Genomic DNA, 20,852 nt, shown 5'->3' with positions numbered 1-20,852 from the left:
GAAACCTCGCCCCGCTTACGGGACGAGGTTAGGCAAGCGGGCTCGCAGCTTGACGCTTCATGAGCCCTCGAACTTGAACGAGACTTTCAGCTTGGCGCGGTAGGCTTCGACCTTGCCCTTGGCGTCCAGTTGCAGATCGAGCTGAACGATTTCGGCAACACGGAGATCGCGCAGGGATTTGCCGGCCCGGTTGACGGCTGCGGTGGCGGCCTTCTCCCAGGATTCCTTGCTGGTGCCGATCAGCTCGATGACCTTGTAGACGCTCTCAGCCATGTCGTCCTCCCGTTGATGTCAGGCAGGACACAGGGTGCTCCTGCCGCGCGGGAAGCCTAACATCGGGATACCGGCGCCGAAAGGATGCGGCGCAGCATGCTTCCGTGCGCCGCAGCCGGCGCATCGGACCGCTGCAGAAAATGGCCGGGCGGCGGCAGCGCTGCCGTCCGGCCGTTTCGGATCATCGGCTCAAGGCGTTAAAGCGTGGGCCTTGCCCGCTCAGATCGAATATTTGAACTCGGGCATTGCCTTCAGCGCATCTCTGGTGGCGCTGAACACGGCGTGGTCCGGATACCACGGATTGGGCTTCGAGGCCGTCGCCGCCGGCGCGGTGCCGGTGGCAGCGCCCGTGGTCGTGGTCGACGACGGGCGGCTGCCCGGCGCGTTCGCGGCGCCGGTGTAGGCGATCGGCTCATTGACGAACCTGATCTTGTCGAAGGGAACGGCGACCAGATGCTCGCCGACGCCGAGGAAGCCGCCGACGCCGAGCACCACCGCCTTGATGTTCCCGCTCTTGTCGGTCAAGAGATCGTTGATCGAGCCGAGGCTTTCATTGGCGTCGTTGTAGACCCTGAGCCCGACGAGCTTCGAGGCACGCCAGTTGCCCTGCATCGAAGTGTCCGACACCACCGACGGCGATGACTTGGCGCTGTCAGTGGTGGCGGTCGGGGTCTGCGCGAACGCAACCGTCGCAAGCAATGCGGATCCGACCAGACCCGCCGTCATGAATTTTGCCAACATCTGGGGTCTCCCTGATATGAAATCGATGGAGAGAAAACCCGCTACGTCCCCGGCCGTTCCAGGGGCGGACGCATTTTCAACATGTGCGATGGATGGCGATCGGTTCCGCGGAACACGTCGCCGTATGCGCGGACAGCTCGCGCTGCTGCGTTGCGCGGCTTTCAGGTCTGGTCTGGGAACTCGATCAGAACCCGCCCCAGTACGGCGGTGTGCGATAATAACGATGCAGCTCGGCTTCCTGCGAGCGGTCGCCCCAGTCGAAATCCTTGTCGGCGCGGAACGACGGCGCGCGCTTGAGCTCCTCGTCGTCGATATCGAGCTGGTAGGCCTCGAACGTCGTATTGTAAGTGAGGCGCTCCCACGGCAGCGGCAAGAGGTTGGTTCCCATGCCGAGGAACCCGCCGAAACTGAGGATGGCATAGGCCACCTTGCCGGAAACCTTGTCGATCATCAGCCGCTCGATGTGGCCGATCTTGTCGCCGTTGGGCCGCCGCACCGCGGTGCCTTCGACCCGGTCGCTCGCAATCAACTGATGTTGTTTGGTCATGACGTCGATCATCATCATCCCTCCCTGGGTTGATGAAGGAGACTAACGCTATGCCCTTCAACGAGTTCCGTCAGGCCGCCAGCGGCGTTTCCCGGTCCGGCTGCGACGCATCGTAGAACGCCACCGCCTCGAAGCGGTAATTGCAGGCCTTGCAGCACCACAGATAGGAAATGCGGCGCGGACCGTTTTCGATCCAGTCCGGGGCGGCGATCGGCTCGCCGCATTGGGCACAAGGATTCTCACGAGGCAGATAGCCGAACTCTTTTCGGGCCATGCGCGTCTCCCTTGTCGTCTCTTGGTTTTGAGTGGGTGGTGGTACTGGAAGCAGATTGGGCAGAATTGCTGCCGGATATTGACGCGAGCGGATTGTAATTCTTGCCGCGCATTGCGTCTATTACGGGGCGATGAACTTCACCCCCCGGAGGGGGAGGGTAAGCAAGATGATATCATTTCGCCTTCGGATCGACCGCCGGCTCCCTGGTGTGCACCGCACCTGATTTACGGAGATGAATCGTGGCAATGTCGTCGCTGTAGGTCTTTTGCCAGCCGTCGACATGGTCGAGCAATTTGGTCGCCGCACTTTGCGTTCGCATCAGCGTCGCCTCGATGTTGTACGCTTCCAGCAGCCGGAACAGGTTTTCCGGTTCCATCAGGCCAGACGCCGCATTGTGGTCGACAAAGAATTTCTCGCCATAGAGTTCGGTGCGGCCATCGATGAAGGGCGCGACGCCGTTGGCGATCAGGTAGCCGCCGAAATCGTAATCGTTGAACACGCGCGAAAGATTCAGCTGCTTCAGCGCAGCCACGGCGGCAACCGGCGAGCCGCGGGTATGCGGCTCGAAGCGATGCACCGACGTCCAGGCGATCGTTCCCGCCAGCAGCGCTGCCGCGACCCCGGCGAACAATAGCCCGCGCATCGGCGCGGCGGCTGAATGGGCCGTCTCTGCGCCGCCGATCTGCTTCGCCAGCGGGGCGGCGAGAACGAGCGGCGCCAGCAGCGCCAGGATTTCGCTGGCGCGGCCCTGGGCGAGCGCCATGTGGACCAGTCCCAGGAGCAGCACGATGCGCACCGGCGGCAGCTTGATGCCGCGGTAGAGCGCGAGCCCGGTGCCGAGCAGCAGGCATGCCTCGAGCGCGCCGAGGCTGCCGAAATCCGCCGGCTTCCATTCCATGATCAGCGGCAGTGCGGCGCCGAGGCCGAGGATCTTTTGCGACGCCAGCAGCGCATTCCAGCCGTAGGGCGTGCCGAAACTCGTCAGCAGCGCCGCCACGCCGAACGCCGCCCAGCGCAGCACCAGCGATTTGCGCAAGCGCGCCTCCGCGCTCCACACCGCGTCGAGCGCAACAGGCGCGATCAAGACCAGGCCGAACACAAAGCCGCCATGCAGGTTGGCCCACAGCGCCATCAGCGGCAGCAGCCACAACGACGGCGCCGCGCGGCGCTCCGCCGCCGCGATCATGCCGCCGACCCACGCCACCATGACCGGCAGCGCCAGCACATGCGGCCGCGCCAACAGATGCGGCACCGCCAGCGCCAAGCCTGCGGCAATGAACACCAGCGTGGTGCTTTCGCTCAAATGCCGGTTCAGGAATTTGGTTGATAGCGCGAAGGTCGCCGATATCGCTGATGCCGCCAGCACCACCGGCCCGCTCCAGCCGAACATCGCGAAAACCTTGGCGTACATCACCTGCGCCAGCCACTGCGTCGAAATCCAGGGCTGGCCGCGCATGGTGAAGGAATAGACGTCGGTCTCCGGCACCGCGCGGTGGTCGATGATCCACTGCCCGACGGTGATCTGCCACATCGTGTCGGGGTCGATCAGCAGCCGGTTTCCGGCCAAAAGAAACAGCGCGTAGATGGCGACGCCGACCCATAGCGGCAGCAAGCCGCGCAAGGGGTGCGCGACCTCCGTGGTGTGGGCAACGGACATGGTCATGGCGCGGCCGGTTTTCTTGAGGTATTCCGGCCAATCGAAGCACGCCAGGGCATAATTCTTGGTAAACCCGGCCCGCCAAAGCATGTGCAAAACGCCCGAGAAAGCCGGGATTTGGCCACATCCCTGCCCGGCGATTGCGGCAATGGAGATGCCCAGACCCCCCATCATCGCACCAAGGCCCTTTTCCCGATGAAACGTTTGCTGTCGCTCGCTTGCTTCGCCGCCATCGCCACGCTGCCATTTTCCGAAACGGCGCTGGCGCAGCGCGCCGAATACGATGCGCTGGTCGCGACCCACGCCAGCGCCAATGCGGTGCCGGAAGCGCTGGTGCATCGCGTGATCAAGCATGAGAGCCGCTACCAGCCGCAGCTGGTCGGGCGCGGCGGCACCATCGGGCTGATGCAGATCAAGCTCGCGACTGCGCGCGGCCTCGGCTACAGCGGCGACGCCGAAGGGCTGCGCGATCCCGCCACCAATCTGACCTATGGCGTGAAGTATCTCGCCGGCGCCTTGCGCGCCGCCAACGGCGACCACAACCGCGCCATGGCCTATTACGCCAGCGGCTATTACCACGTCGCCAAGCGCCAGCGGCTGGAGCGCGTCGCGGTTCAGGGGCGGGAGCCCTCCGGCAATCCGATCGAGATATCCGGCGGTCCGCCGCGGAAACACGCGGCCAGGAACTCCGTCGACGCCAAGGCACAGCAGGTTCCCGCGCGCTAGACCGGTGCAAACCGGGGGCGCAGCGTTGACACTCCCTGCCATCGGCCTACATTAGCCCCGTTCCGAGGGGAGCTCCGATGAGGAGCTGAGATACTGCAAGCTCGAACCTGTTTTCAGGCCAGAGACCGCGGTGACCCTTTGAACCTGATCCGGGTCATGCCGGCGAAGGGACAGGGATGTACCAGAGTTCGAAAGCACAGCGCGGGCAATTGCCCGTCGCGCCCCGGGGGGACTCCCCGGTTTCCATCATCGGCGCCGGCATTGCCGGCGCCTGGCAGGCGCTGTTGTTCGCGCAGGCCGGCCACGACGTCACGCTGCACGAGCGCAGCGACGAGGCGATGATGCTATCCACCAGCCACTGGGCCGGCGGCATGCTGGCGCCCTATTGCGAGAGCGAGGTCGCCGAACCCATCATCAGCCGGCTCGGCCTGAAATCGCTCGATCTGTGGCGCCGCGAATTGCCGGATACGCCGTTCAACGGCTCGCTGGTGGTGGCGCTGCCGCGCGAGCGCAACGATTTCGAACGCTTTGCGAAGCTCACCTCCGGCCACCAGCGGCTCGATGCGCGCGGCCTCGCCGAACTCGAACCCTCGCTCGAGGGCCGGTTCCGCGAAGCATTGTTCTTTGCCGACGAGGGCCATGTCGAGCCGCGCCGCGTGCTGCCGAAACTGCATGAGCGCATCATCGCCGCCGGCGGCACCATCAAGTTCAACAGCGAGCCGGCGCCTGCCGAACTCGACGGTATCGTGATCGATTGCCGCGGGCTTTCCGCGCGCGACACGCAAGCCGAGCTGCGCGGCGTCAAGGGCGAGCTGATCCTGATCGAAACTAACGAGGTTCAACTGGCGCGCCCGGTGCGGCTGATCCATCCGCGCTGGCCGCTCTACGTGATCCCGCGCGAGGACAACCTGTTCATGCTGGGGGCGACCTCGATCGAGGCCGAGGACACCGGCGTCAGCGTCCGCTCCGCGCTGGAACTCTTGGGCGCGGCCTATGCGGTGCACCCGGCCTTCGCCGAAGCGCGGATTCTCGAATTCGGCTCGGGCCTGCGCCCGGCATTTCCTGACAATTTGCCGCGCATCGCGATCAACAAAAAGCACATCGCGGTCAACGGGCTCTATCGCCACGGCTTCCTGATCGCGCCGGCGCTGGCGGAACTGACGCTCAACTTCGTCGAACGCGGCCAGATCGACAACGAGGTGATGCGATGCGTGTGATCGTCAACGGCGAGGCGCGGGAGATTTCCTCGTCAAGCGTCGACGCGCTGCTCGCCGAGCTCGAATATGAGGGCACCCATTTCGCGGTCGCGCTGAACTACGACGTGCTGCCGAAGAGCCGCTGGGCAGAGACGCCGCTTCGGGCCGGCGACGAGATCGAAATCATCACGCCACGGCAGGGAGGGTGAGATGGCGATGAGTCGCCTGCATCCCCAAATTGCGCTGTCATCGCCCGGCTTGACCGGGCGATCCAGTACGCCGCAGCCTCTCGGTCGTCATTCCGGGGCGCGCGCAAGCGCGAACCCGGAATCTCGCGGAAGCAAGTCCTCACACTACTTCGAGATTCCGGATCGGTCCGCTGTGCGGACCGTCCGGAATGACGGAGAGTAATCATGCTGAAATTCTACGACCGCGAATTTTCCTCCCGCCTCCTGATCGGCAGCGCGTTGTATCCGTCGCCGGCGATCATGCAGCAGGCGATCCGCAGCTCCGGCGCCAACATCGTCACGGTGTCGCTGCGGCGCGAATCCGCCGGCGGCAAGACCGGCGATGCGTTCTGGTCGCTGATCCGCGAGCTCGACGTCACGGTGCTGCCGAATACCGCCGGCTGCCGCAGCGTGCGCGAGGCGGTGACCACGGCAAAACTGGCGCGCGAACTGTTCGGCACTTCCTGGATCAAGCTGGAAGTGATCGCCGACAACGACACGCTGCAGCCCGACGTGGTCGGCCTCGTCGAGGCGGCCTCCATCCTGATCAAGGACGGCTTTGAAGTATTCCCCTATTGCACCGAGGACCTCGGCGTCGCGATGCGGCTGGTCGACGCCGGCTGCAAGGTTGTCATGCCTTGGGCGGCGCCGATCGGCAGCGCCAGGGGCATCGTCAACCGCGACGCGCTGAAGCTGCTGCGCGACCGGCTGCCCGACATCACGCTGGTGGTCGATGCCGGTTTGGGCGCACCCAGCCACGCGGCGCAGGCGCTGGAACTCGGCTACGACGCCGTGCTGCTCAACACCGCGATTGCCAAGGCCGCCGACCCCGTCGCGATGGGATCAGCGTTTCGCCAGGCCGTCGAGGCCGGTCGGTCAGCCTATGAGGCGGGCTTGATGGAAGCCCGCGATTTCGCCTCTCCTTCAACCCCTGTCGTTGGGACCCCGTTCTGGCATGCCGTATCCTGATCGCCACGCGTATCCTGATCGATTTTATCCCGTCGTCGACAGCGTCGCCTGGGTGGCGCGGCTGGCGCTGCTCGGCGTCGGCACCATTCAACTGCGCGCCAAGGAGCTGAACGATGCCGACGCGCTGCAGATCGTGCGCGACGCGCTGGAAGTGATCAAGGGCACGCCGGCCAGGCTGGTGGTCAACGACTACTGGCGCGCGGCGATCGCGGCGGGGGCCAAACACCTGCATCTCGGCCAAGAGGACCTCGCAGATCTTGCGGAAGCCGACCTCAAGACGATCCGAAACGCCGGACTGACGCTCGGCATCTCCACCCACGACGACGAGGAGCTCGAAACCGCATTGCGCGCCAGGCCGGATTACGTCGCGCTGGGGCCGATCTTCCCGACCACGCTGAAATCGATGCGCTTCGCGCCGCAGGGCATCCCAAAAATCACCGAATGGAAGAAGCGCATCGGCAACATCCCGCTGGTCGCGATCGGCGGCATCAAGCTCGAACACGCCGCAGAGATTTTCAAGGCCGGCGCCGATTCCATCGCCGTCGTCAGCGACGTCACCCAGAATGCCGACCCCGACGCGCGGGTGCGCGCGTGGCTCGGGTTGAACGCGGAGGCGGCGTGACATGAGTTTCACGGAACTACCAGCCGTCATTGCGAGGAGCGCAAGCGACGAAGCAATCCATCTTTCACCGGGTTCGCTGCACCATGGATTGCTTCGCTGCGCTCGCAATGACGGGATCAAGAATCAGAAATACACAGGAGGATAGGCCATGAACATCCGCTCCAATCCCGACACCACGCTGCCCGCCGTCACCACAGGCCCGCTGCCCTCCTCGCGCAAAATCTTCGTCACCCCGGATGAAGCGCCCGACCTGCGCGTGCCGCTGCGCGAGATCATTTTGAGCAAGGGCGCCGGCGAGCCTGACCTGCCGGTCTACGACACCTCAGGCCCCTACACCGATCCCGCCGTCACCATCGACGTCAACGCCGGGCTCGCGCGCAACCGCATCGCCTGGGTGAAAGAGCGCGGCGGCGTCGAGGAGTATCAGGGCCGCGACATCAAGCCGGAAGACAACGGCAATGTCGGCGCCGCGCATGCCGCGAAATCCTTCATTGCGCATCACAAGCCGCTGCGCGGGCTCGACGGCCACATGATCACCCAGCTGGAATTCGCCCGCGCCGGCATCATCACCAAGGAGATGATCTACGTTGCGACCCGCGAAAACCTCGGCCGCAAACAGCAGCTCGAACGCGCCGAAGCCGCCATCGCCGACGGCGAAAGTTTTGGGGCCTCGGTGCCGGCCTTCGTCACCCCGGAATTCGTCCGCAGCGAGATCGCGCGCGGCCGCGCCATCATTCCCTGCAACATCAACCACGGCGAACTCGAGCCGATGATCATCGGCCGCAACTTCCTCACCAAGATCAACGCCAATATCGGCAACTCCGCGGTCACCTCCTCGGTCGAGGAAGAAGTCGACAAGATGGTGTGGGCGATCCGCTGGGGCGCCGACACCGTGATGGACCTCTCGACCGGCCGCAACATCCACACCACCCGGGAATGGATCCTGCGCAACGCGCCGATCCCGATCGGCACGGTGCCGATCTATCAGGCGCTGGAGAAGTGCGACGGCGATCCGGTGAAACTGACCTGGGAGCTCTACAAGGACACGCTGATCGAGCAGTGCGAACAGGGCGTCGACTACTTCACCATCCACGCCGGCGTGCGGCTTCCCTACATCCACCTCACCGCCAACCGGGTCACCGGCATCGTGTCGCGCGGCGGCTCGATCATGGCGAAGTGGTGCCTCGCGCATCACAAGGAGAGCTTCCTCTACACGCACTTTGAAGAGATCTGCGACTTGATGCGCAAATACGACGTGTCGTTCTCGCTCGGCGACGGCCTCCGTCCCGGCTCGATCGCCGACGCCAACGACCGCGCGCAATTCGCCGAACTGGAGACGCTCGGCGAACTGACGCAAGTAGCCTGGAAGAAGGGCTGCCAGGTCATGATCGAAGGCCCCGGCCATGTGCCGCTGCACAAGATCAAGATCAACATGGACAAGCAACTCAAGGAGTGCGGCGAGGCGCCGTTCTACACCCTGGGGCCGCTGACCACTGACATAGCACCCGGCTACGACCACATTACCTCAGGGATCGGCGCAGCCATGATCGGCTGGTTCGGCTGCGCGATGCTGTGCTACGTGACGCCGAAGGAGCATCTTGGCCTGCCCAACCGCGACGACGTCAAGGTCGGCGTCATCACCTACAAGATCGCCGCACACGCCGCCGATCTCGGCAAGGGCCACCCGGCGGCCCAACTCCGCGACGACGCGCTCAGCCGCGCCCGCTTCGACTTCCGTTGGGAGGACCAGTTCAACCTCGGCCTCGACCCTGAAACCGCCCGGCTCTACCACGACGAGACGCTGCCCAAGGAAGCCCACAAGGTCGCGCATTTCTGCTCGATGTGCGGACCGAAATTCTGCTCGATGAAGATCACGCAGGACGTGCGCGACTATGCAGCGACGCTGAACGACCCCGACAAGCGCGCGGTGGCCGGCGGCGCCGTCGGCATGTCGGTGTCGGGCGTGATCGAGGACGGCATGGCGCAGATGTCGGCAAAATTCAAGGAGATGGGGTCGAGCGTGTACCTGGATGCGGAGAAGGTGAAGGAGAGTAATCGGGTGTTGTGAGGCATCCTCTCCTCGTTGTGCCCGGGAATGCCTCGGGCGTTCCATCGGGCAATCGAAAGGCCGGGCGAAAGCCCAGCCGTTTCATTTTGAGCTGGTAGGATGGGTTGAGCCCTTGCGAAACCCATCGCGATGGCCACGATGGGTTTCGCTTCCACCTTCGCCAGCTTGGGCTTCGGCGGACGCGATCGCTCAACCCATCCTACAGGCCACTGCCAAGCCGCCATAAAGGCGACATCATTTCTTGAACATCGCCTCAAACTGCGTCTTGGCTCGCTCCAATCCTTCTTCCGTGAACACCACCGATTTTACCTTGCCGACGGGATCGTCGATCATGCCCTTGTCGTGCAGGCGATCGAGCACAGCCCAGTCTATTCCTTTCCAGGCTCTGTAGCCGTTGTGAAGCGTCAGATAGAGCAGCGCCAGCGCTGCGTCGTCGATCTTGTCGGTGTCGAGGGCCATCGCGAACCTCCTGCTGCCGGTGTCGCGCCATCGTATTCGCGATTATTGCGGACGCAATTGGAGAATGCCGCGCCGTAATCCGGGTTACGCCTTCCGCCTTAGTCCTTCGAGCTACGGCGGACGTGCCGTGCCACCATTCTTGTTTCGTCGGAAAGATGGTGGGCACGCTGCGCTTTGCCCAAGGCCGGATTGCCTCCGCTGAACCTGTATGCTCGTGTGCGTCTTTCTATGTGCATCTTGCACACGAGACCGCGGGTGCAGCGCGCACCCGGCTTTCCCTGCGCCCTCTTGTTCTCTTCGAGGGCGGCACTCGACGCAAAGCTCGGGCGCATCGCGCCGCGACAATGCGGACGCACGTCCTCTCGCTGTTTGATATTCGAATCTGGAACTTGCCTCATGTCGTCCCTGCGAAACGCAGGGACGACATGGGGAGATCGGCTGCCCACGCACGCGCGCCAGTGCATTTTCCCGACGCTGGCTTCATCCTTCGAGACGCCGCTTCGCGGCTCCTCAGGATGAGGTCCTAGACCCTCATGGTGAGGAGCGCGGCAACGCCGCGCGTCTCGAACCACGAGGCCATGGCATACGACGTCATGATTCCATACGGCTGGAATACGCACTACCGCATGCGCGATTTCAGCCGGATCACCGGGCCGTCCACCACAAAGCTGCCATAGCCGCGATGGTGGATGGTCTTGGGATTTTTCTGCGCCGGGTCGGACCAGGCCGCGAGCACTTCGAGGATAAAGAGATTGTAGGCGCCGACGAGGCGCGTGTCCTTCACCCTGCATTCGAGATTGGCGAAGCATTCCGCGATCAGCGGCGGCGCGACGCGGGAAGCCGGCAGCGGCGTCAGGCCGAAGGCTTCGAACTTGTCGATGTCGCGTCCCGAGCTGTTGCCGACCTTCACCACCTTTGCCGCGAGCCGCCGCGCCGGGATGGCGATGACGCATTCCCTGCCTGCGCGCAGGCCAGCGAAGGAATGATTGGCGGCGGAGACGACGCACGCCACCAGCGGCGGCTCGAACTCCACCATCATGTGCCAGGACATCGTCATCACGTTGGCGCGGCCCTTGCGCGCCGTCGTGAGCAGGACCACCGGCCCGGGCTCGAGCAACTGGTAGACCTTCGACAACGCCAGCGGTTTCAGTCTCGGGATGCGCGGCTTCATGGCCGCTCGCCGCGCCACGTCGCTACTTCAGCGTAATCGCCAGCCCGCTCAGGTCCGCGTTCGCCATCAGGCCGACCTGGCGGCCGGACAGTTCCAGCACCGCGCCCTTCTGGTTGGTCAGCACGATCGCGCGCGCGCCTGAGCCGACCGCGAGCCCCGCGCCGGCCGCGCCGTAGACGCCAGCGACATCCGAGGGCCGGTAGATATTGCTGACGCGGCCGCGCAGCACGGTCTTCGATCCGCCGAACACCAGGCCGTAGTCCAGTCCGCCGGTGGAGAGCGGGTAGACCCGGCCGCGGAAGGTCAGCGTGCCGCTGCCGCCGGAGCCGCCGATGATCCAGCCCGCCTTGTAGATCACGAGCGACACGGTGCCCTCGTCGGCGTGCGAGGCGGAGGACAGCGTGGCGCCGGCGAAAGCGGTCAGCGCGACCAGCGCAACGCGAATGGCGGACAGGATCTTCATGGGGACGGTCTCCTTGAGAGCTTTGCGGGCAGCGCCAGCGACGCAGATTGAGTCGCGTTTTGGCAAGTGTAGCCGATGGGCCGGATCGGCAAAGCGCATTCGTGTGTCCACACTGTGGTGGGCGCACGGAGTTCGTTCGCGCGACCCGGTGGCTTTGCCTACTCTATGCGCATTTTCGCTTGAACCTTCGCGCCGGTTCCCGACACTCACTCCTTGTCCGGGTATCCCGACCCCCGGCACCGTCCTCCCCCAGTCAACCCGCGAGAGGCGGCCAAAACTCTTTCCCCATGGAGCAAACAGGCTTCGCGCTGAATTGAAACCCGGCCCGTCATTGACCTTCATCAATGCCTGACGTCCCCGGCAGGCGCATTCCTTGCCGGCGCCGAAGTTCGGCGCCGCTTGGCCTCAAGGACGGCATGCTGAAAAAGGGGTGCAAGCCCTGGGCCCCTGAAACTGTTCGATCGGCGGAAAGGATGGGCACGTGCGCTAACTGGCGCCGTGCCCATTCCCTTTGGGGACGCGCCGCCCAGCCTCCCTCACCGCTCCTTCATCAGCGCCTCGCGCGCCGCCGACAGCGCCTGGAATTCATGCGCGCTGCCGCCGGCATCGGGGTGTGCGGTCTTGGCGACGCGCTTGTAGGCGCGGTGAATTTCCGTCGCCGTCAGACGGCGGTCGAGCGGCAATCCGAGCAGTTGCCGGTAACGTTCGCCCGGCGTCAGCGTCTTCACCGGGATGTCGCGGCGGCCGAACCGCGGGGTGGTCAGCGTATGCAGCACTTCGCGGATGATCCCGAGGCGGCGCCGCGCGGCCTCGGTGATTTCAGGGTCGCCGCTCTCAGCCGCGGCATGGCGCAGGATCGGCAGCGCCTGCGCCGCCGCGTGCCGCAGCAGCACTTCGGGACTGGTCCGCGCCATCACGTCGGCGAGCCGCGCGGCCTCGCGCCAGTCGGACGCGGGGGCCTGCCAGATCCGCTCGATATCGAGCTGCCATTGCCTGAGCTTGCTATCCATGGCGCAACACCGGACAAGACGAATACAACTCTCCCGGTAAAGCTTTCCGTTTGCGGCCGCTCAAACTTGAATTAGCTTGTCCGAATTCAAAAACCAAAAACACAGAGGAAACGCCAATGCCCCTTCTCCAAAACCACATCGCGGTCGTCACCGGTGCTGCTTCCGGAATCGGGCGCGCGATCGCGGCGGGCTACGCCCGCGAGGGCGCGCAGGTGGTGCTGCTCGACATGAACGAGAAGGCGCTGGCCGAAGCCGCGCAGGAAATTCGCAGTGCGGGCGGCAGAGCCGAGAGTTTCGTGCTCAACGTCACCAAACGCGAGGACTGCGTCGCGGTGGCGAAGAAGGTCGCCGACAAGGTCGGGCAGGTCTCGATCCTGGTCAACAATGCCGGCATCGCGCGGCGCAACGGCATGCTGGGCGCGCCCGAGGCCGTGATCAACGACTGGGAAGACATCATCGCCATCAACCTCACCGGCGTGTTCAACGTGACCAACGCGTTTCTCGCGCCCTTGCGCGCCGCCAGGGGGCGCATCGTCAATATCGGCTCGATCCAGTCCTTCGTGCATCTGCGCACGCCGAGTTCGCCCGCCTACACCGCCTCGAAGCACGGCGTGCTCGGCTTCACCAAGGCGCTTGCCGCCGAACTCGGCAAGGACGGCGTCCGCGTCAATGCGATCGGCCCGGGCTTCATCGAAACGCCGCTCAACGAAAAGGTGCGCGCCAGCAATCCGGAGCTGGCGAAAGTGTTCATCGAGCACACGCCGCTCGGCCGCGCGGGCAAGCCGGAGGATATCGTGGGACCGGCCGTGTTCCTCGCCTCGGATCTGTCGGCCTATGTCAGCGGCACCATCGTGATGGTCGATGGCGGCTACCGGACGATCTGAGCGAGCCCAACGCTGTCGTCGCCCGCTCGACCGGGCGACCCAGTACTCCGGGACGGCTGTGATGAATCGAGAGGCCACGGCGTACTGGATCATCCGCTTTCGCGGATGATGACGCTCATTGGGGACCGCAAGGATATGGAACCGGGTGTGGAACCGGGCCTCGTCCGGTTCCATACCGCCGGCGTTAGCAATTTGTTAACCGACTCCGCGCACGTTCTGGTTGTTGGGGGTAGTTTGTTCTCGATGTTGCCGCTCCATGATTCGAGCGGGCGTTGATCGGGAGGTGTTGATGACCCATGCTGTTTCCGCGCCGCCTGTGCCGGCGCCCGCACTCGCTCCGAATGAAATCGTGCCGCTGCTGATCGGGTCCACCGTCGGCGAGGTCGAACGCGAACTGGTGCTGCAGACGCTCGGCCGCTGCGGCGGCAACCGCACCCGCGCCGCGCGCGTGCTCGGGGTGTCCGTGCGCACCCTGCGCAACAAGATCCGTCAATATGTGGCCGACGGCATCGACGTGCCCGAGCATCGGGACTAGGGCGACCGCATCCGGCTTACCGCGGAGGGCGCAACTCAGGCTTGGTATTCACTGTTGCGGGATTCACGCTAGAGTTCCCTGCAGCCGGGCGGAAAGCCCCGGGTGGGGAGCCGAACGCCATGTCCAACGCGCCGCATTTCGATATCGATGTCGCCCGATTCTGGGCCGACCCCTATCCCGATCTGGCGAAGATGCGAAAACAGGCGCCGATCGCGTTCGTGCCGCAGCTCGGCTCCACCGTGTTCACCCGGCGTGACGATATCTTCACCCAGGAAAAACGCATCGACGTGTTCTCCTCGCATCAGCCGGCCGGGCTGATGAACACGCTGATGGGCCACAACATGATGCGCAAGGACGGCGACGCGCACATGGCCGAGCGCGCAGCGATGTTTCCCTCGGTGTCGCCGCGCGCCGTGCGCGACACCTGGAGCCGGCAGTTCCAGGCCCATGCCGACCGCATCCTCGACGAGCTGGCGCCGCTCGGGCGCGCCGACCTCTGCAAGGCTTTCGCGCTGCCGCTGTCAGCCGAGTGCCTGAAGGACATCACCGGGCTCACCAATGTGCGCTTTGCGGACATGGACGCGTGGTCGCAGGCGATGATCGATGGCATCGCCAATTACACCGGCAACAAGGAAGTGGAGGCGCGCTGCCATGCCGCCACCGCCGGCATCGACGCCGCGATCGACGACATGATCCCGGTGGTGACCAAGCACCCCAACACCTCGATCCTCAGCGTGCTATTGGCGGCCGGCCAGCCGATCCCGAGCATCCGAGCCAACATCAAGCTTGCGATCTCAGGCGGGCAGAACGAGCCGCGCGACGCCATCTCCGGCACGGTCTGGGCGCTCCTGACCCATCCCGATCAGCTCGCGCTGGTCCGCGAAGGCAAGGCGAAGTGGCTCGACGTGTTCGAGGAATATGCCCGCTGGATCGCGCCGATCGGAATGTCGCCGCGGCGGGTGGCGAAGCCGTGGTCCTATGGCGGCGTCGATTTCGAGCCGGAGGACCGCGTGTTCTTCATGTTCGGCTCAGCCAATCGCGACGAGGCCTGCTTCGAAGACCCCGACCGCTTCGACCTCACCCGCGATACCCAGAAGAGCATCGCCTTCGGCGCCGGCCCGCATTATTGCGCCGGCGCCTTCGCCTCCCGGGCGATGGTCGCCGACGTCGCGCTGCCGAGCGTGTTTGCGAGATTGAAGGGCCTGCGGCTCGACGATGGCGAGCAAGTGCGGATCGGCGGCTGGGCGTTTCGCGGGCTGTTCAATCTGCCGGTCGCGTGGGACGCGGGTTAGCCAGCCGGTTGAGCCGGCCAGCAGCAGGCCGCCTCCGGCAAACTACGTAGGGAACTCGCCTTAAGGCATCGAGCGAAATGGCGGTCTCCGGCGTCAGCGGTTACCAAGCATCATAAGGAGCATGCGGGCAGATCGGTTGAATGGTGGGGGGCTTGGAATGAATCACTCATTTTACAGCGTCGACAGAACCACACATTTGAAGGTCGTGACCGTGGCGCTGATCGGCGCGATTGCTGTCGCCGGCATCAGCATCGCCGCCCATACCGGCGGCAGCAACGGCATCGCCCAAGGCGGGCATGTCCGTGTCGTCAAGGCCGGCCAGCCCGTGATGGTGACGTCGAATATTCAACTCGCCGTGCAGTAGCAAGCGCCTATCGCTTCGCTGCCGGATCGGCCGGACCTTCGTTTCGTGGCAGCATGCCGGTGCGCTGGAATTGCCAGCGCATGGCGCGGTACCACACATAACCAGCCACGATACCGCAGATCATGAGCAGGATGACGTTGGCGCGCTCGAACGATCCACCCCACCACAGCATCCAGCCGGTCCATAGAACCGTGAAAGCGATGGCGCTGAGTTTCAATGAGGTTCCCGGGTTCATGGTTCTCTCCAGCGGCTGAACGGCTTCAAGCCATCATGAGCGCCGCCGTCTCGCTGCACCGTGAGGCGGATCACGTAACCGCGAACCGCTCAGCCAAACCGCAGCCGCGACCGCTCCTTCGCCCTCTCGGCCTCGGTCTCGCGGTCGCGCGCCGGGGCATGGGTATGCAGCGACGTCAGCAGCCGCCGGGCCGAGGCCGCGACCTCGGCGACGGCGCGGTCGAAGGCCTCCGCGTTGGCCTGCGACGGCTTGTTGAAGCCCGACAGCTTCCGCACGAATTGCAGCGCGGAGGCCTCGATCTCCTGCTCGGTCGCCGGCGGCTCGAAATTGAACAGCGTCTTGATGTTACGGCACATTTATCTTCTCCCTTGCCCGCCGGCGCCCTGATCCTGCGTCCCTACGAAAGGACGAACGGCCAGAAGCAACCCCTACATCGCGCCCCATTTTGTCATAGAATAGGCCGGTCGTTCACCCCCCGGGTCGCCGTGCCCGCGCCAGCAAAACAGCGAGTTCCCGATGAGCCACGTCATCTACCGGATCGTTCAGCACGACGACGGCTGGGCCTACACCGTCAATGGCGTGTTTTCGGAAGCCTTCGCGACCCATGCCGCAGCGCTTGCCGCCGCCAAGCGCGCCGCCGCCGAACAGCGCGTGCCCGGGCGCACCGAAGTGATCGAGTACGAGACCCCCGACGGCATCTGGCACACCGAAACCGCCGCCGGCATCGACCGTCCGGACACCGATGTCGAGGACAAGGCCTAGCTTGCGCGAACGCCCTGGCCCTGCTGTGGAACGCGTCAGCCGCCACGTCGATCATCCGATGACGCGGCGAAGGAACAACCGATGACCGAATTGATCCGCCATGGCCTTCGCCTTGCCGCAGCTTTGCTTGTCCTGATCGGCGCCGCCTCGCCCGCCTTCGCCTGTGCCTGCTGCACCAACGCAGGCCAGCGCAACGTCGCGACGGTGGCGCTGGACTCCGGCAAGCGCCAGGAGATCGAGAGCCTGCGCTTTTCCGGCAAGGCGACGCTGTTCACCGGCGAAGGCGACGTCGAGGGGATCGAAGGCATCGCCACGCCTTCGGGAAGTTATGAATTCACGGCCAAATGGCTGGACGACCGGCTGGTGCTGTCGTTCCGCGACAAGACCGGCCACACCGGCGCCCTGGCGCTGGCCCGTCCCAACACGGTGTCGGTGTTCGAAGTCGACCCGCGCGACCGCCCCGACCGCGGACACGGGCCCGCGCTTTACAAGGAATGGAAGCTCACCGCGCCGGCCGCGGGCAGCGGCGTGTTCCGGCCCGGCATCGCACCGCGTCAGTTGCTGACGCTGATCCTGCAAGGCGCCGGCAACAGCTGCACCAGCGCCGACGATTTTTCGCACTGGACGCTGGTGATGCAGGGGCCGAAAGCCAACTACACGCTGTTCGGCGATCTGGTGACGACGAAATAGCCGCCATATGCCAGGCCCGCTGCCAAGCGGCCGTATTTCGGGAGAGAGCACAGATGTCGTCGAGCCGCTTTCGCCGTGTCGCACTTTCCCAGCCTGAAGCGATCGAGGGCTCGCATCAGGGGCGCACGGACTTCCGCGCCGGCAAGCGCATCTTCGCTACGCTCGGCTATCCCGACGACAAATGGGGCATGGTGAAGCTCACGCCCGAGCAGCAGTCGGTGCTGGTGGAGGCAGAGCCCGAAATCTTCCGCCCGATCCCCGGAGCATGGGGCAAGCAAGGCTACACCAATGTACGGCTTGCGAAAGCCGATCAGACGACGCTCAGGAGCGCTCTTTCAATGGCGTGGCGCAACGTCGCGCCGAAGACGCTGCTCAAGCTGCAACCAACGGCGAAGTCCTGATTCCGCGCCGCATCAAACCGCAGACCGCTCGTCGCATATTTTTTGAGCATGCATCCGCCCGGCAGCTCGGGCCTAATCGCATGCAATCGTTCGATTCGTGGCGGCGGCAAGTCCGGACGTGGCGATGCGGACGCAGAAGCGTGGAGGATCGCATGCGAAGGTTCGCGCAGGCCGCGCTGCTGGCGTGCTGTTGCGCACTGGCGGGCGCGGCGTTCGCCTTCGACAACGGGCAGTACGAGCACGTTCCCCCTGATATCCGCGCCTGGTTCAAGAGCGTGATCGCGCCCAACGGCGTGCCCTGCTGCGACATCTCCGACGGTCATCGCACCGAGTACGACGTCCGTGGCGGCGCCTACTGGGTACCTATCGAGGGCAAATGGATGCAGGTGCCGGCGCACGCCATCATCCGCGACCGCGGCAACCCGGTCGGCGAAGCCGTGGTGTGGTACGTGCATCATCGCGGCAGCATCGTGATCAGCTGCTTTGTCCCTGCAGACGCGGTGTGAGTGAGGCCGCGCTCGCTTTGCGGGCGCGCTTCGTCATGATAGTTTTGCGAGAGCATCTTCCGGCCGGAGAGCAATCTTGACCGAGCTTGCCGCCAGCGACCTCAAGACGATCTATCCGGATCCATCGCCGGGCCGAACCGGCTGTTGATGCCCGACCGCTCCGGCAACAACCGGATCGACAGTTTCAGGAACATCGTGGAGGGTTCGGGCTTGGTGCAGCTGATCTTCTTCGTGCCTGGTATCGACGAGACGCTGCGCGTCGGCGGCAAGGGCAAGGTGTCGGTAGATCCGGACGACTTAGTTGCGTTGCCCTAGCCCTCGCTCTCGAGCCCGCCGACATGCTTCTGGGTGTAGAGCTCGAGCCCGATGCGTTTGATCAGATCAAGCTGGGTTTCGAGGAAATCGATGTGGTGTTCCTCGTCCTTCATCAGGCTCTCGAACAGATCGCGCGAGACGTAGTCCTTGACGCCATGGCAATAGGTCGCCGCTTCCTGATAGAGCGTGCGGGCGCTGATCTCGGCGGCGAGATCGCACTCGATGATCTCCTTGACGTTCTGGCCGATCCGCAAGGGATCGAGCACCTGCATGTTGGGAAAGCCGTCGAGGAACAGGATCCGGTCGGTGAACTTGTCGGCGTGCTCCATCTCCTCGATGGATTCCTTGCGCCAGACCTTGGCCATTTCCAGGAGGCCCCAGTTGGCGAGCAGCCGGTAATGCAGCCAGTACTGGTTGATGGCGGTGAGTTCGCTGCGAAGACCCTTGTTGAGATATTCGATGACCTTTGCGTCGCCCTGCATGATGCACTCCCGCTGCCGAGGTAAGGTGGATTCAGAAGCCTACTAGCGCAAGACCCTCCAAAGGGTAAGCGGTTGGGCGACAGGATCATGCGTTAATATGCGGCAGCAAACCCGTGCCGAACGGGTCCGATGGTGCAAGCGGGAGAATCTTTGCAGGTTTCAGGAGGCCGCGAGCGCGAACTCGGCATGGACATGCGGCTCCGCGGCGGCCGCGCTGTGCGGGCATCCGGCGCCGCAGGACTTGGCGCAGGCGCCCAGGGCGTCGTCGATGATGGTCTTGATGGTGCGCGCGCATCGACCGCACTCGGCGCTGCAGCCGAGGCAGTCATAGACCTGCTTGGGGCTGCGTGGAAGATCGTCCGCGGCGTTGACGGCGCTACGGACATCATGGTCGCTGATGACGTTGCAGGAACAAACAATCATGAAACGGCAGGGCTCATCGGTGATGCGTAAGCCTATCGATATGTAACGGCGCGGCGGGATGCAAAAAGAAAAACCGTCTTTTCAAGCGATTCCAAAGTGATCGCACATGCAGGCTAGAACTGATCTAAAGAGATGCGGTTGCGCCAGATCAAATGGCGCCATTCTTGCGGGTTTTGCAGACTCAATCGCCACCACCGCCGCCGCCTGGATTGCCCGAACTGTCGGACGTGGAATTATCGCCGCCGAACCAGCTCAGCAGGCTCCAGCCGTCACCCCCGGCCATGCCGCCATCCTGCCCGGAACTGTCGCCGGACGAGCCGCCGAGGGCGCGGCGTTTCGGCTTTCGCGTCATCAGCAGATAGCAGATCAGGGAGGTACCGCCGGCCGCAATTCCGAATGCCGCCATCGCGTTTGTCATTGGGTTTCCTTCGCTCCTAAACCCGGCCTGTGCGCCGCAAAAACACCGCGCCAGCCCGGATTCGTCGCCAAATCGGGCAGGTCCGTTCATTGATCATTCAAGCAAAATGTGGAACTTTTGCCCGGACAGACCATTTGGCGGTCCCGGTTCAATGAGAAAGGTGAAGGCCATGAGGAAGACATTGATGGCGCTCGCTGCCGCCGCCACCCTGGCTGTTTCGGCCGTGGCAGCGCCGCAGGCCGCCGAGGCTCGCAACGGCCGGATTGCCGCCGGCGTCGCGGCCGGGCTGCTCGGCGGCGCCATTGTCGGCGGCGCGATTGCGTCCCAGAATGGCTATTACGGGCCGGGCTATTATGGCCCGGGATACGGCTATTACGGCGGTCCGGTCTATGTCGCCGAGCCCAGCTGCTTCTGGCAACGGCAGCGGTTCTGGGACGGTTATGGCTGGCGGGTTCGCAACGTTCGGATCTGCGATTAAGCCGTTTATCTTCATTAAAACCATCAGCGGCGTCCCGGAAACATGGCGTTTTCCGGGGCGTTTTCGTTGATGGCCTGAAAAAACCGTTTTTTCCGGCCACTGCTTCGCCAGCGTTTACCTTCGATTGACCGTTATGCGCTTTCTAAGCGAGACGGACGGTTTCGAATACGGCGTGTGAGTCAATCTAAACCCGGCGCCGGCGCAAGGCGCCATCTCCAGGAGAGTCCAGGACATGAAGAAAACATTTGCTGCCTTCGTCGCGGTCGCAACGATCGCCGGGTCGCTCGCCGCGACGCCCGCCAGCGCGCAGCGCGGCGTGGCCGCAGGCGTGGCGGCCGGCCTGATCGGCGGCGCGATCATCGGCGGTGCCATCGCCTCCAGCCGCCCGGCCTACGCCGCCCCGGCCCCGGTCTATGTGGACGACTACCCGGCCTGCCGTATGGTGCGTGAGCGCTTCTGGGACGGTTACGGCTGGCGCTATCGCCGCGTCGAGGTCTGCGACTGAGCTGACCTGCGCTTCGATTACCGCATTGTGATTCTGAAACCCGGCCCGTGCGGCCGGGTTTTCTTTTGAGACCGTCATTGCGAGCGCAGCGAAGCAATCCATCTTGCCGAGGAAAGAAAGAATGGATTGCTTCGTCGCGGAGCCTGTCATCGGGCGCGC

The 20,852-nt window shown here is 64.4% G+C and carries 30 protein-coding genes, 1 pseudogene and 1 riboswitch; of the genes and pseudogenes, 17 read left to right on the top strand and 14 right to left on the bottom strand.

Annotated elements, in window-relative coordinates:
• Positions 1 to 57: 57 nt before the first annotated feature.
• The 5 genes from KMZ29_RS06990 to KMZ29_RS06970 all read right to left on the bottom strand — a co-directional run bounded on the left by KMZ29_RS06990 (position 58) and on the right by KMZ29_RS06970 (position 3,498).
• Positions 58 to 273 (bottom strand): dodecin family protein, encoded by a 216-nt coding sequence (locus tag KMZ29_RS06990; protein ID WP_215623033.1) that lies wholly within the window; start codon positions 271 to 273, stop codon positions 58 to 60.
• A 219-nt stretch (positions 274 to 492) separates the two neighbouring features.
• Positions 493 to 1,014: a PRC-barrel domain-containing protein gene (locus KMZ29_RS06985; protein WP_215623032.1), complete on the bottom strand. Its 522-nt coding sequence runs from the start codon at positions 1,012 to 1,014 to the stop codon at positions 493 to 495.
• A 184-nt stretch (positions 1,015 to 1,198) separates the two neighbouring features.
• Positions 1,199 to 1,576, bottom strand: coding sequence for a PRC-barrel domain-containing protein (locus KMZ29_RS06980; RefSeq protein WP_215623031.1), 378 nt, complete (start codon positions 1,574 to 1,576; stop codon positions 1,199 to 1,201).
• Positions 1,577 to 1,631: 55 nt separating this feature from the next.
• On the bottom strand, positions 1,632 to 1,835 hold the full coding sequence (locus KMZ29_RS06975) for a hypothetical protein (protein WP_215623030.1): 204 nt from the start codon (positions 1,833 to 1,835) through the stop codon (positions 1,632 to 1,634).
• 172 nt (positions 1,836 to 2,007) lie between these two features.
• Positions 2,008 to 3,498, bottom strand: coding sequence for a hypothetical protein (locus tag KMZ29_RS06970; protein WP_215623029.1), 1,491 nt, complete (start codon positions 3,496 to 3,498; stop codon positions 2,008 to 2,010).
• A gap of 189 nt (positions 3,499 to 3,687) precedes the next feature.
• Between KMZ29_RS06970 and KMZ29_RS06965 the strand changes: the two genes are divergently transcribed.
• From KMZ29_RS06965 to thiC, 6 genes are all read left to right on the top strand, one after another.
• Positions 3,688 to 4,218, top strand: coding sequence for a lytic transglycosylase domain-containing protein (locus KMZ29_RS06965; RefSeq protein ID WP_215623028.1), 531 nt, complete (start codon positions 3,688 to 3,690; stop codon positions 4,216 to 4,218).
• 55 nt (positions 4,219 to 4,273) lie between these two features.
• Positions 4,274 to 4,407, top strand: a riboswitch (TPP riboswitch).
• Positions 4,395 to 5,435, top strand: coding sequence for an FAD-dependent oxidoreductase (locus tag KMZ29_RS06960; RefSeq protein ID WP_215623027.1), 1,041 nt, complete (start codon positions 4,395 to 4,397; stop codon positions 5,433 to 5,435). It overlaps the preceding riboswitch by 13 nt.
• Positions 5,426 to 5,623, top strand: a complete 198-nt coding sequence (thiS, locus tag KMZ29_RS06955) for a sulfur carrier protein ThiS (protein WP_215623026.1) — start codon at positions 5,426 to 5,428, stop codon at positions 5,621 to 5,623. The genes KMZ29_RS06960 and thiS overlap by 10 nt, the downstream gene beginning before the upstream one ends.
• A 204-nt stretch (positions 5,624 to 5,827) precedes the next feature.
• Positions 5,828 to 6,610, top strand: a complete 783-nt coding sequence (locus tag KMZ29_RS06950) for a thiazole synthase (RefSeq protein ID WP_215623025.1) — start codon at positions 5,828 to 5,830, stop codon at positions 6,608 to 6,610.
• Positions 6,597 to 7,232, top strand: a complete 636-nt coding sequence (locus KMZ29_RS06945) for a thiamine phosphate synthase (RefSeq protein ID WP_215623024.1) — start codon at positions 6,597 to 6,599, stop codon at positions 7,230 to 7,232. The genes KMZ29_RS06950 and KMZ29_RS06945 overlap by 14 nt, the downstream gene beginning before the upstream one ends.
• 148 nt (positions 7,233 to 7,380) lie before the next feature.
• The gene (gene thiC, locus KMZ29_RS06940; protein ID WP_215623023.1) at positions 7,381 to 9,300 is read left to right on the top strand and encodes a phosphomethylpyrimidine synthase ThiC; all 1,920 of its coding nucleotides are present in this window, start codon (positions 7,381 to 7,383) and stop codon (positions 9,298 to 9,300) included.
• Positions 9,301 to 9,534: 234 nt separating this feature from the next.
• Here thiC and KMZ29_RS06935 read toward each other — a convergent pair whose 3' ends face one another.
• The 4 genes from KMZ29_RS06935 to KMZ29_RS06920 form a co-directional block, all read right to left on the bottom strand.
• Positions 9,535 to 9,759: a DUF6429 family protein gene (locus KMZ29_RS06935; RefSeq protein WP_215623022.1), complete on the bottom strand. Its 225-nt coding sequence runs from the start codon at positions 9,757 to 9,759 to the stop codon at positions 9,535 to 9,537.
• Positions 9,760 to 10,378: 619 nt separating this feature from the next.
• Positions 10,379 to 10,909, bottom strand: coding sequence for a flavin reductase family protein (locus KMZ29_RS06930; protein WP_215624174.1), 531 nt, complete (start codon positions 10,907 to 10,909; stop codon positions 10,379 to 10,381).
• A 43-nt stretch (positions 10,910 to 10,952) separates the two neighbouring features.
• Entirely contained in the window at positions 10,953 to 11,393 is a 441-nt protein-coding gene (locus tag KMZ29_RS06925; protein WP_215605326.1) for a hypothetical protein, read from the bottom strand.
• Positions 11,394 to 11,929: 536 nt separating this feature from the next.
• Positions 11,930 to 12,403 (bottom strand): DnaJ domain-containing protein, encoded by a 474-nt coding sequence (locus tag KMZ29_RS06920; RefSeq protein ID WP_215623021.1) that lies wholly within the window; start codon positions 12,401 to 12,403, stop codon positions 11,930 to 11,932.
• A gap of 116 nt (positions 12,404 to 12,519) precedes the next feature.
• On the opposite strand from KMZ29_RS06920, the gene KMZ29_RS06915 reads away from it, so the two are divergent.
• The 4 genes from KMZ29_RS06915 to KMZ29_RS06900 all read left to right on the top strand — a co-directional run bounded on the left by KMZ29_RS06915 (position 12,520) and on the right by KMZ29_RS06900 (position 15,478).
• Positions 12,520 to 13,287, top strand: a complete 768-nt coding sequence (locus KMZ29_RS06915) for an SDR family NAD(P)-dependent oxidoreductase (RefSeq protein WP_215623020.1) — start codon at positions 12,520 to 12,522, stop codon at positions 13,285 to 13,287.
• A 289-nt stretch (positions 13,288 to 13,576) separates the two neighbouring features.
• A complete protein-coding gene (locus KMZ29_RS06910; protein WP_215623019.1) occupies positions 13,577 to 13,822 on the top strand; it encodes a helix-turn-helix domain-containing protein in 246 nt (81 codons plus the stop codon).
• 119 nt (positions 13,823 to 13,941) lie between these two features.
• Entirely contained in the window at positions 13,942 to 15,114 is a 1,173-nt protein-coding gene (locus KMZ29_RS06905) for a cytochrome P450 (RefSeq protein WP_215623018.1), read from the top strand.
• A 157-nt stretch (positions 15,115 to 15,271) separates the two neighbouring features.
• Positions 15,272 to 15,478: a hypothetical protein gene (locus KMZ29_RS06900; protein ID WP_215623017.1), complete on the top strand. Its 207-nt coding sequence runs from the start codon at positions 15,272 to 15,274 to the stop codon at positions 15,476 to 15,478.
• 7 nt (positions 15,479 to 15,485) lie between these two features.
• Here KMZ29_RS06900 and KMZ29_RS06895 read toward each other — a convergent pair whose 3' ends face one another.
• Together KMZ29_RS06895 and KMZ29_RS06890 are read right to left on the bottom strand one after the other, a co-directional pair.
• A complete protein-coding gene (locus tag KMZ29_RS06895; RefSeq protein ID WP_215623016.1) occupies positions 15,486 to 15,713 on the bottom strand; it encodes a hypothetical protein in 228 nt (75 codons plus the stop codon).
• A gap of 89 nt (positions 15,714 to 15,802) precedes the next feature.
• Positions 15,803 to 16,069: a DUF2277 domain-containing protein gene (locus KMZ29_RS06890; RefSeq protein WP_215623015.1), complete on the bottom strand. Its 267-nt coding sequence runs from the start codon at positions 16,067 to 16,069 to the stop codon at positions 15,803 to 15,805.
• A gap of 160 nt (positions 16,070 to 16,229) precedes the next feature.
• Here KMZ29_RS06890 and KMZ29_RS06885 point away from each other — a divergent pair, with 160 nt between their 5' ends.
• The 5 genes and pseudogenes from KMZ29_RS06885 to KMZ29_RS06865 form a co-directional block, all read left to right on the top strand.
• Positions 16,230 to 16,475, top strand: coding sequence for a DUF2188 domain-containing protein (locus KMZ29_RS06885; RefSeq protein WP_215605318.1), 246 nt, complete (start codon positions 16,230 to 16,232; stop codon positions 16,473 to 16,475).
• Between the two features lie 81 nt (positions 16,476 to 16,556).
• The gene (locus KMZ29_RS06880) at positions 16,557 to 17,165 is read left to right on the top strand and encodes a hypothetical protein (RefSeq protein WP_215623014.1); all 609 of its coding nucleotides are present in this window, start codon (positions 16,557 to 16,559) and stop codon (positions 17,163 to 17,165) included.
• Between the two features lie 53 nt (positions 17,166 to 17,218).
• Positions 17,219 to 17,566, top strand: coding sequence for an MmcQ/YjbR family DNA-binding protein (locus KMZ29_RS06875; protein WP_215623013.1), 348 nt, complete (start codon positions 17,219 to 17,221; stop codon positions 17,564 to 17,566).
• 152 nt (positions 17,567 to 17,718) lie between these two features.
• Complete coding sequence (locus KMZ29_RS06870; protein ID WP_215623012.1) at positions 17,719 to 18,072, top strand: hypothetical protein; 354 nt, start codon at positions 17,719 to 17,721, stop codon at positions 18,070 to 18,072.
• 123 nt (positions 18,073 to 18,195) lie between these two features.
• Positions 18,196 to 18,381 (top strand): annotated as a pseudogene (locus tag KMZ29_RS06865) (MSMEG_1061 family FMN-dependent PPOX-type flavoprotein); the annotation flags it as partial.
• Between the two features lie 2 nt (positions 18,382 to 18,383).
• On the opposite strand, the gene bfr reads toward KMZ29_RS06865, so the two are convergent.
• The 3 genes from bfr to KMZ29_RS06850 form a co-directional block, all read right to left on the bottom strand.
• Complete coding sequence (gene bfr, locus KMZ29_RS06860; protein ID WP_215623011.1) at positions 18,384 to 18,869, bottom strand: bacterioferritin; 486 nt, start codon at positions 18,867 to 18,869, stop codon at positions 18,384 to 18,386.
• A gap of 159 nt (positions 18,870 to 19,028) precedes the next feature.
• A complete protein-coding gene (locus KMZ29_RS06855) occupies positions 19,029 to 19,292 on the bottom strand; it encodes a (2Fe-2S)-binding protein (protein ID WP_215623010.1) in 264 nt (87 codons plus the stop codon).
• Between the two features lie 181 nt (positions 19,293 to 19,473).
• Complete coding sequence (locus KMZ29_RS06850; RefSeq protein WP_215623009.1) at positions 19,474 to 19,710, bottom strand: hypothetical protein; 237 nt, start codon at positions 19,708 to 19,710, stop codon at positions 19,474 to 19,476.
• 169 nt (positions 19,711 to 19,879) lie between these two features.
• On the opposite strand from KMZ29_RS06850, the gene KMZ29_RS06845 reads away from it, so the two are divergent.
• Together KMZ29_RS06845 and KMZ29_RS06840 are read left to right on the top strand one after the other, a co-directional pair.
• Positions 19,880 to 20,188 carry a hypothetical protein gene (locus KMZ29_RS06845; RefSeq protein ID WP_215605311.1) on the top strand — a complete coding sequence of 103 codons (309 nt, stop codon included), beginning with the start codon at positions 19,880 to 19,882 and terminating at the stop codon, positions 20,186 to 20,188.
• A 232-nt stretch (positions 20,189 to 20,420) separates the two neighbouring features.
• On the top strand, positions 20,421 to 20,693 hold the full coding sequence (locus KMZ29_RS06840) for a hypothetical protein (RefSeq protein ID WP_215615061.1): 273 nt from the start codon (positions 20,421 to 20,423) through the stop codon (positions 20,691 to 20,693).
• Positions 20,694 to 20,852: the final 159 nt, after the last annotated feature.

Source organism: Bradyrhizobium sediminis, from assembly GCF_018736085.1.
Taxonomy (GTDB): domain Bacteria; phylum Pseudomonadota; class Alphaproteobacteria; order Rhizobiales; family Xanthobacteraceae; genus Bradyrhizobium; species Bradyrhizobium sediminis.
This window is presented reverse-complemented; position numbering and strand designations above follow the sequence as displayed.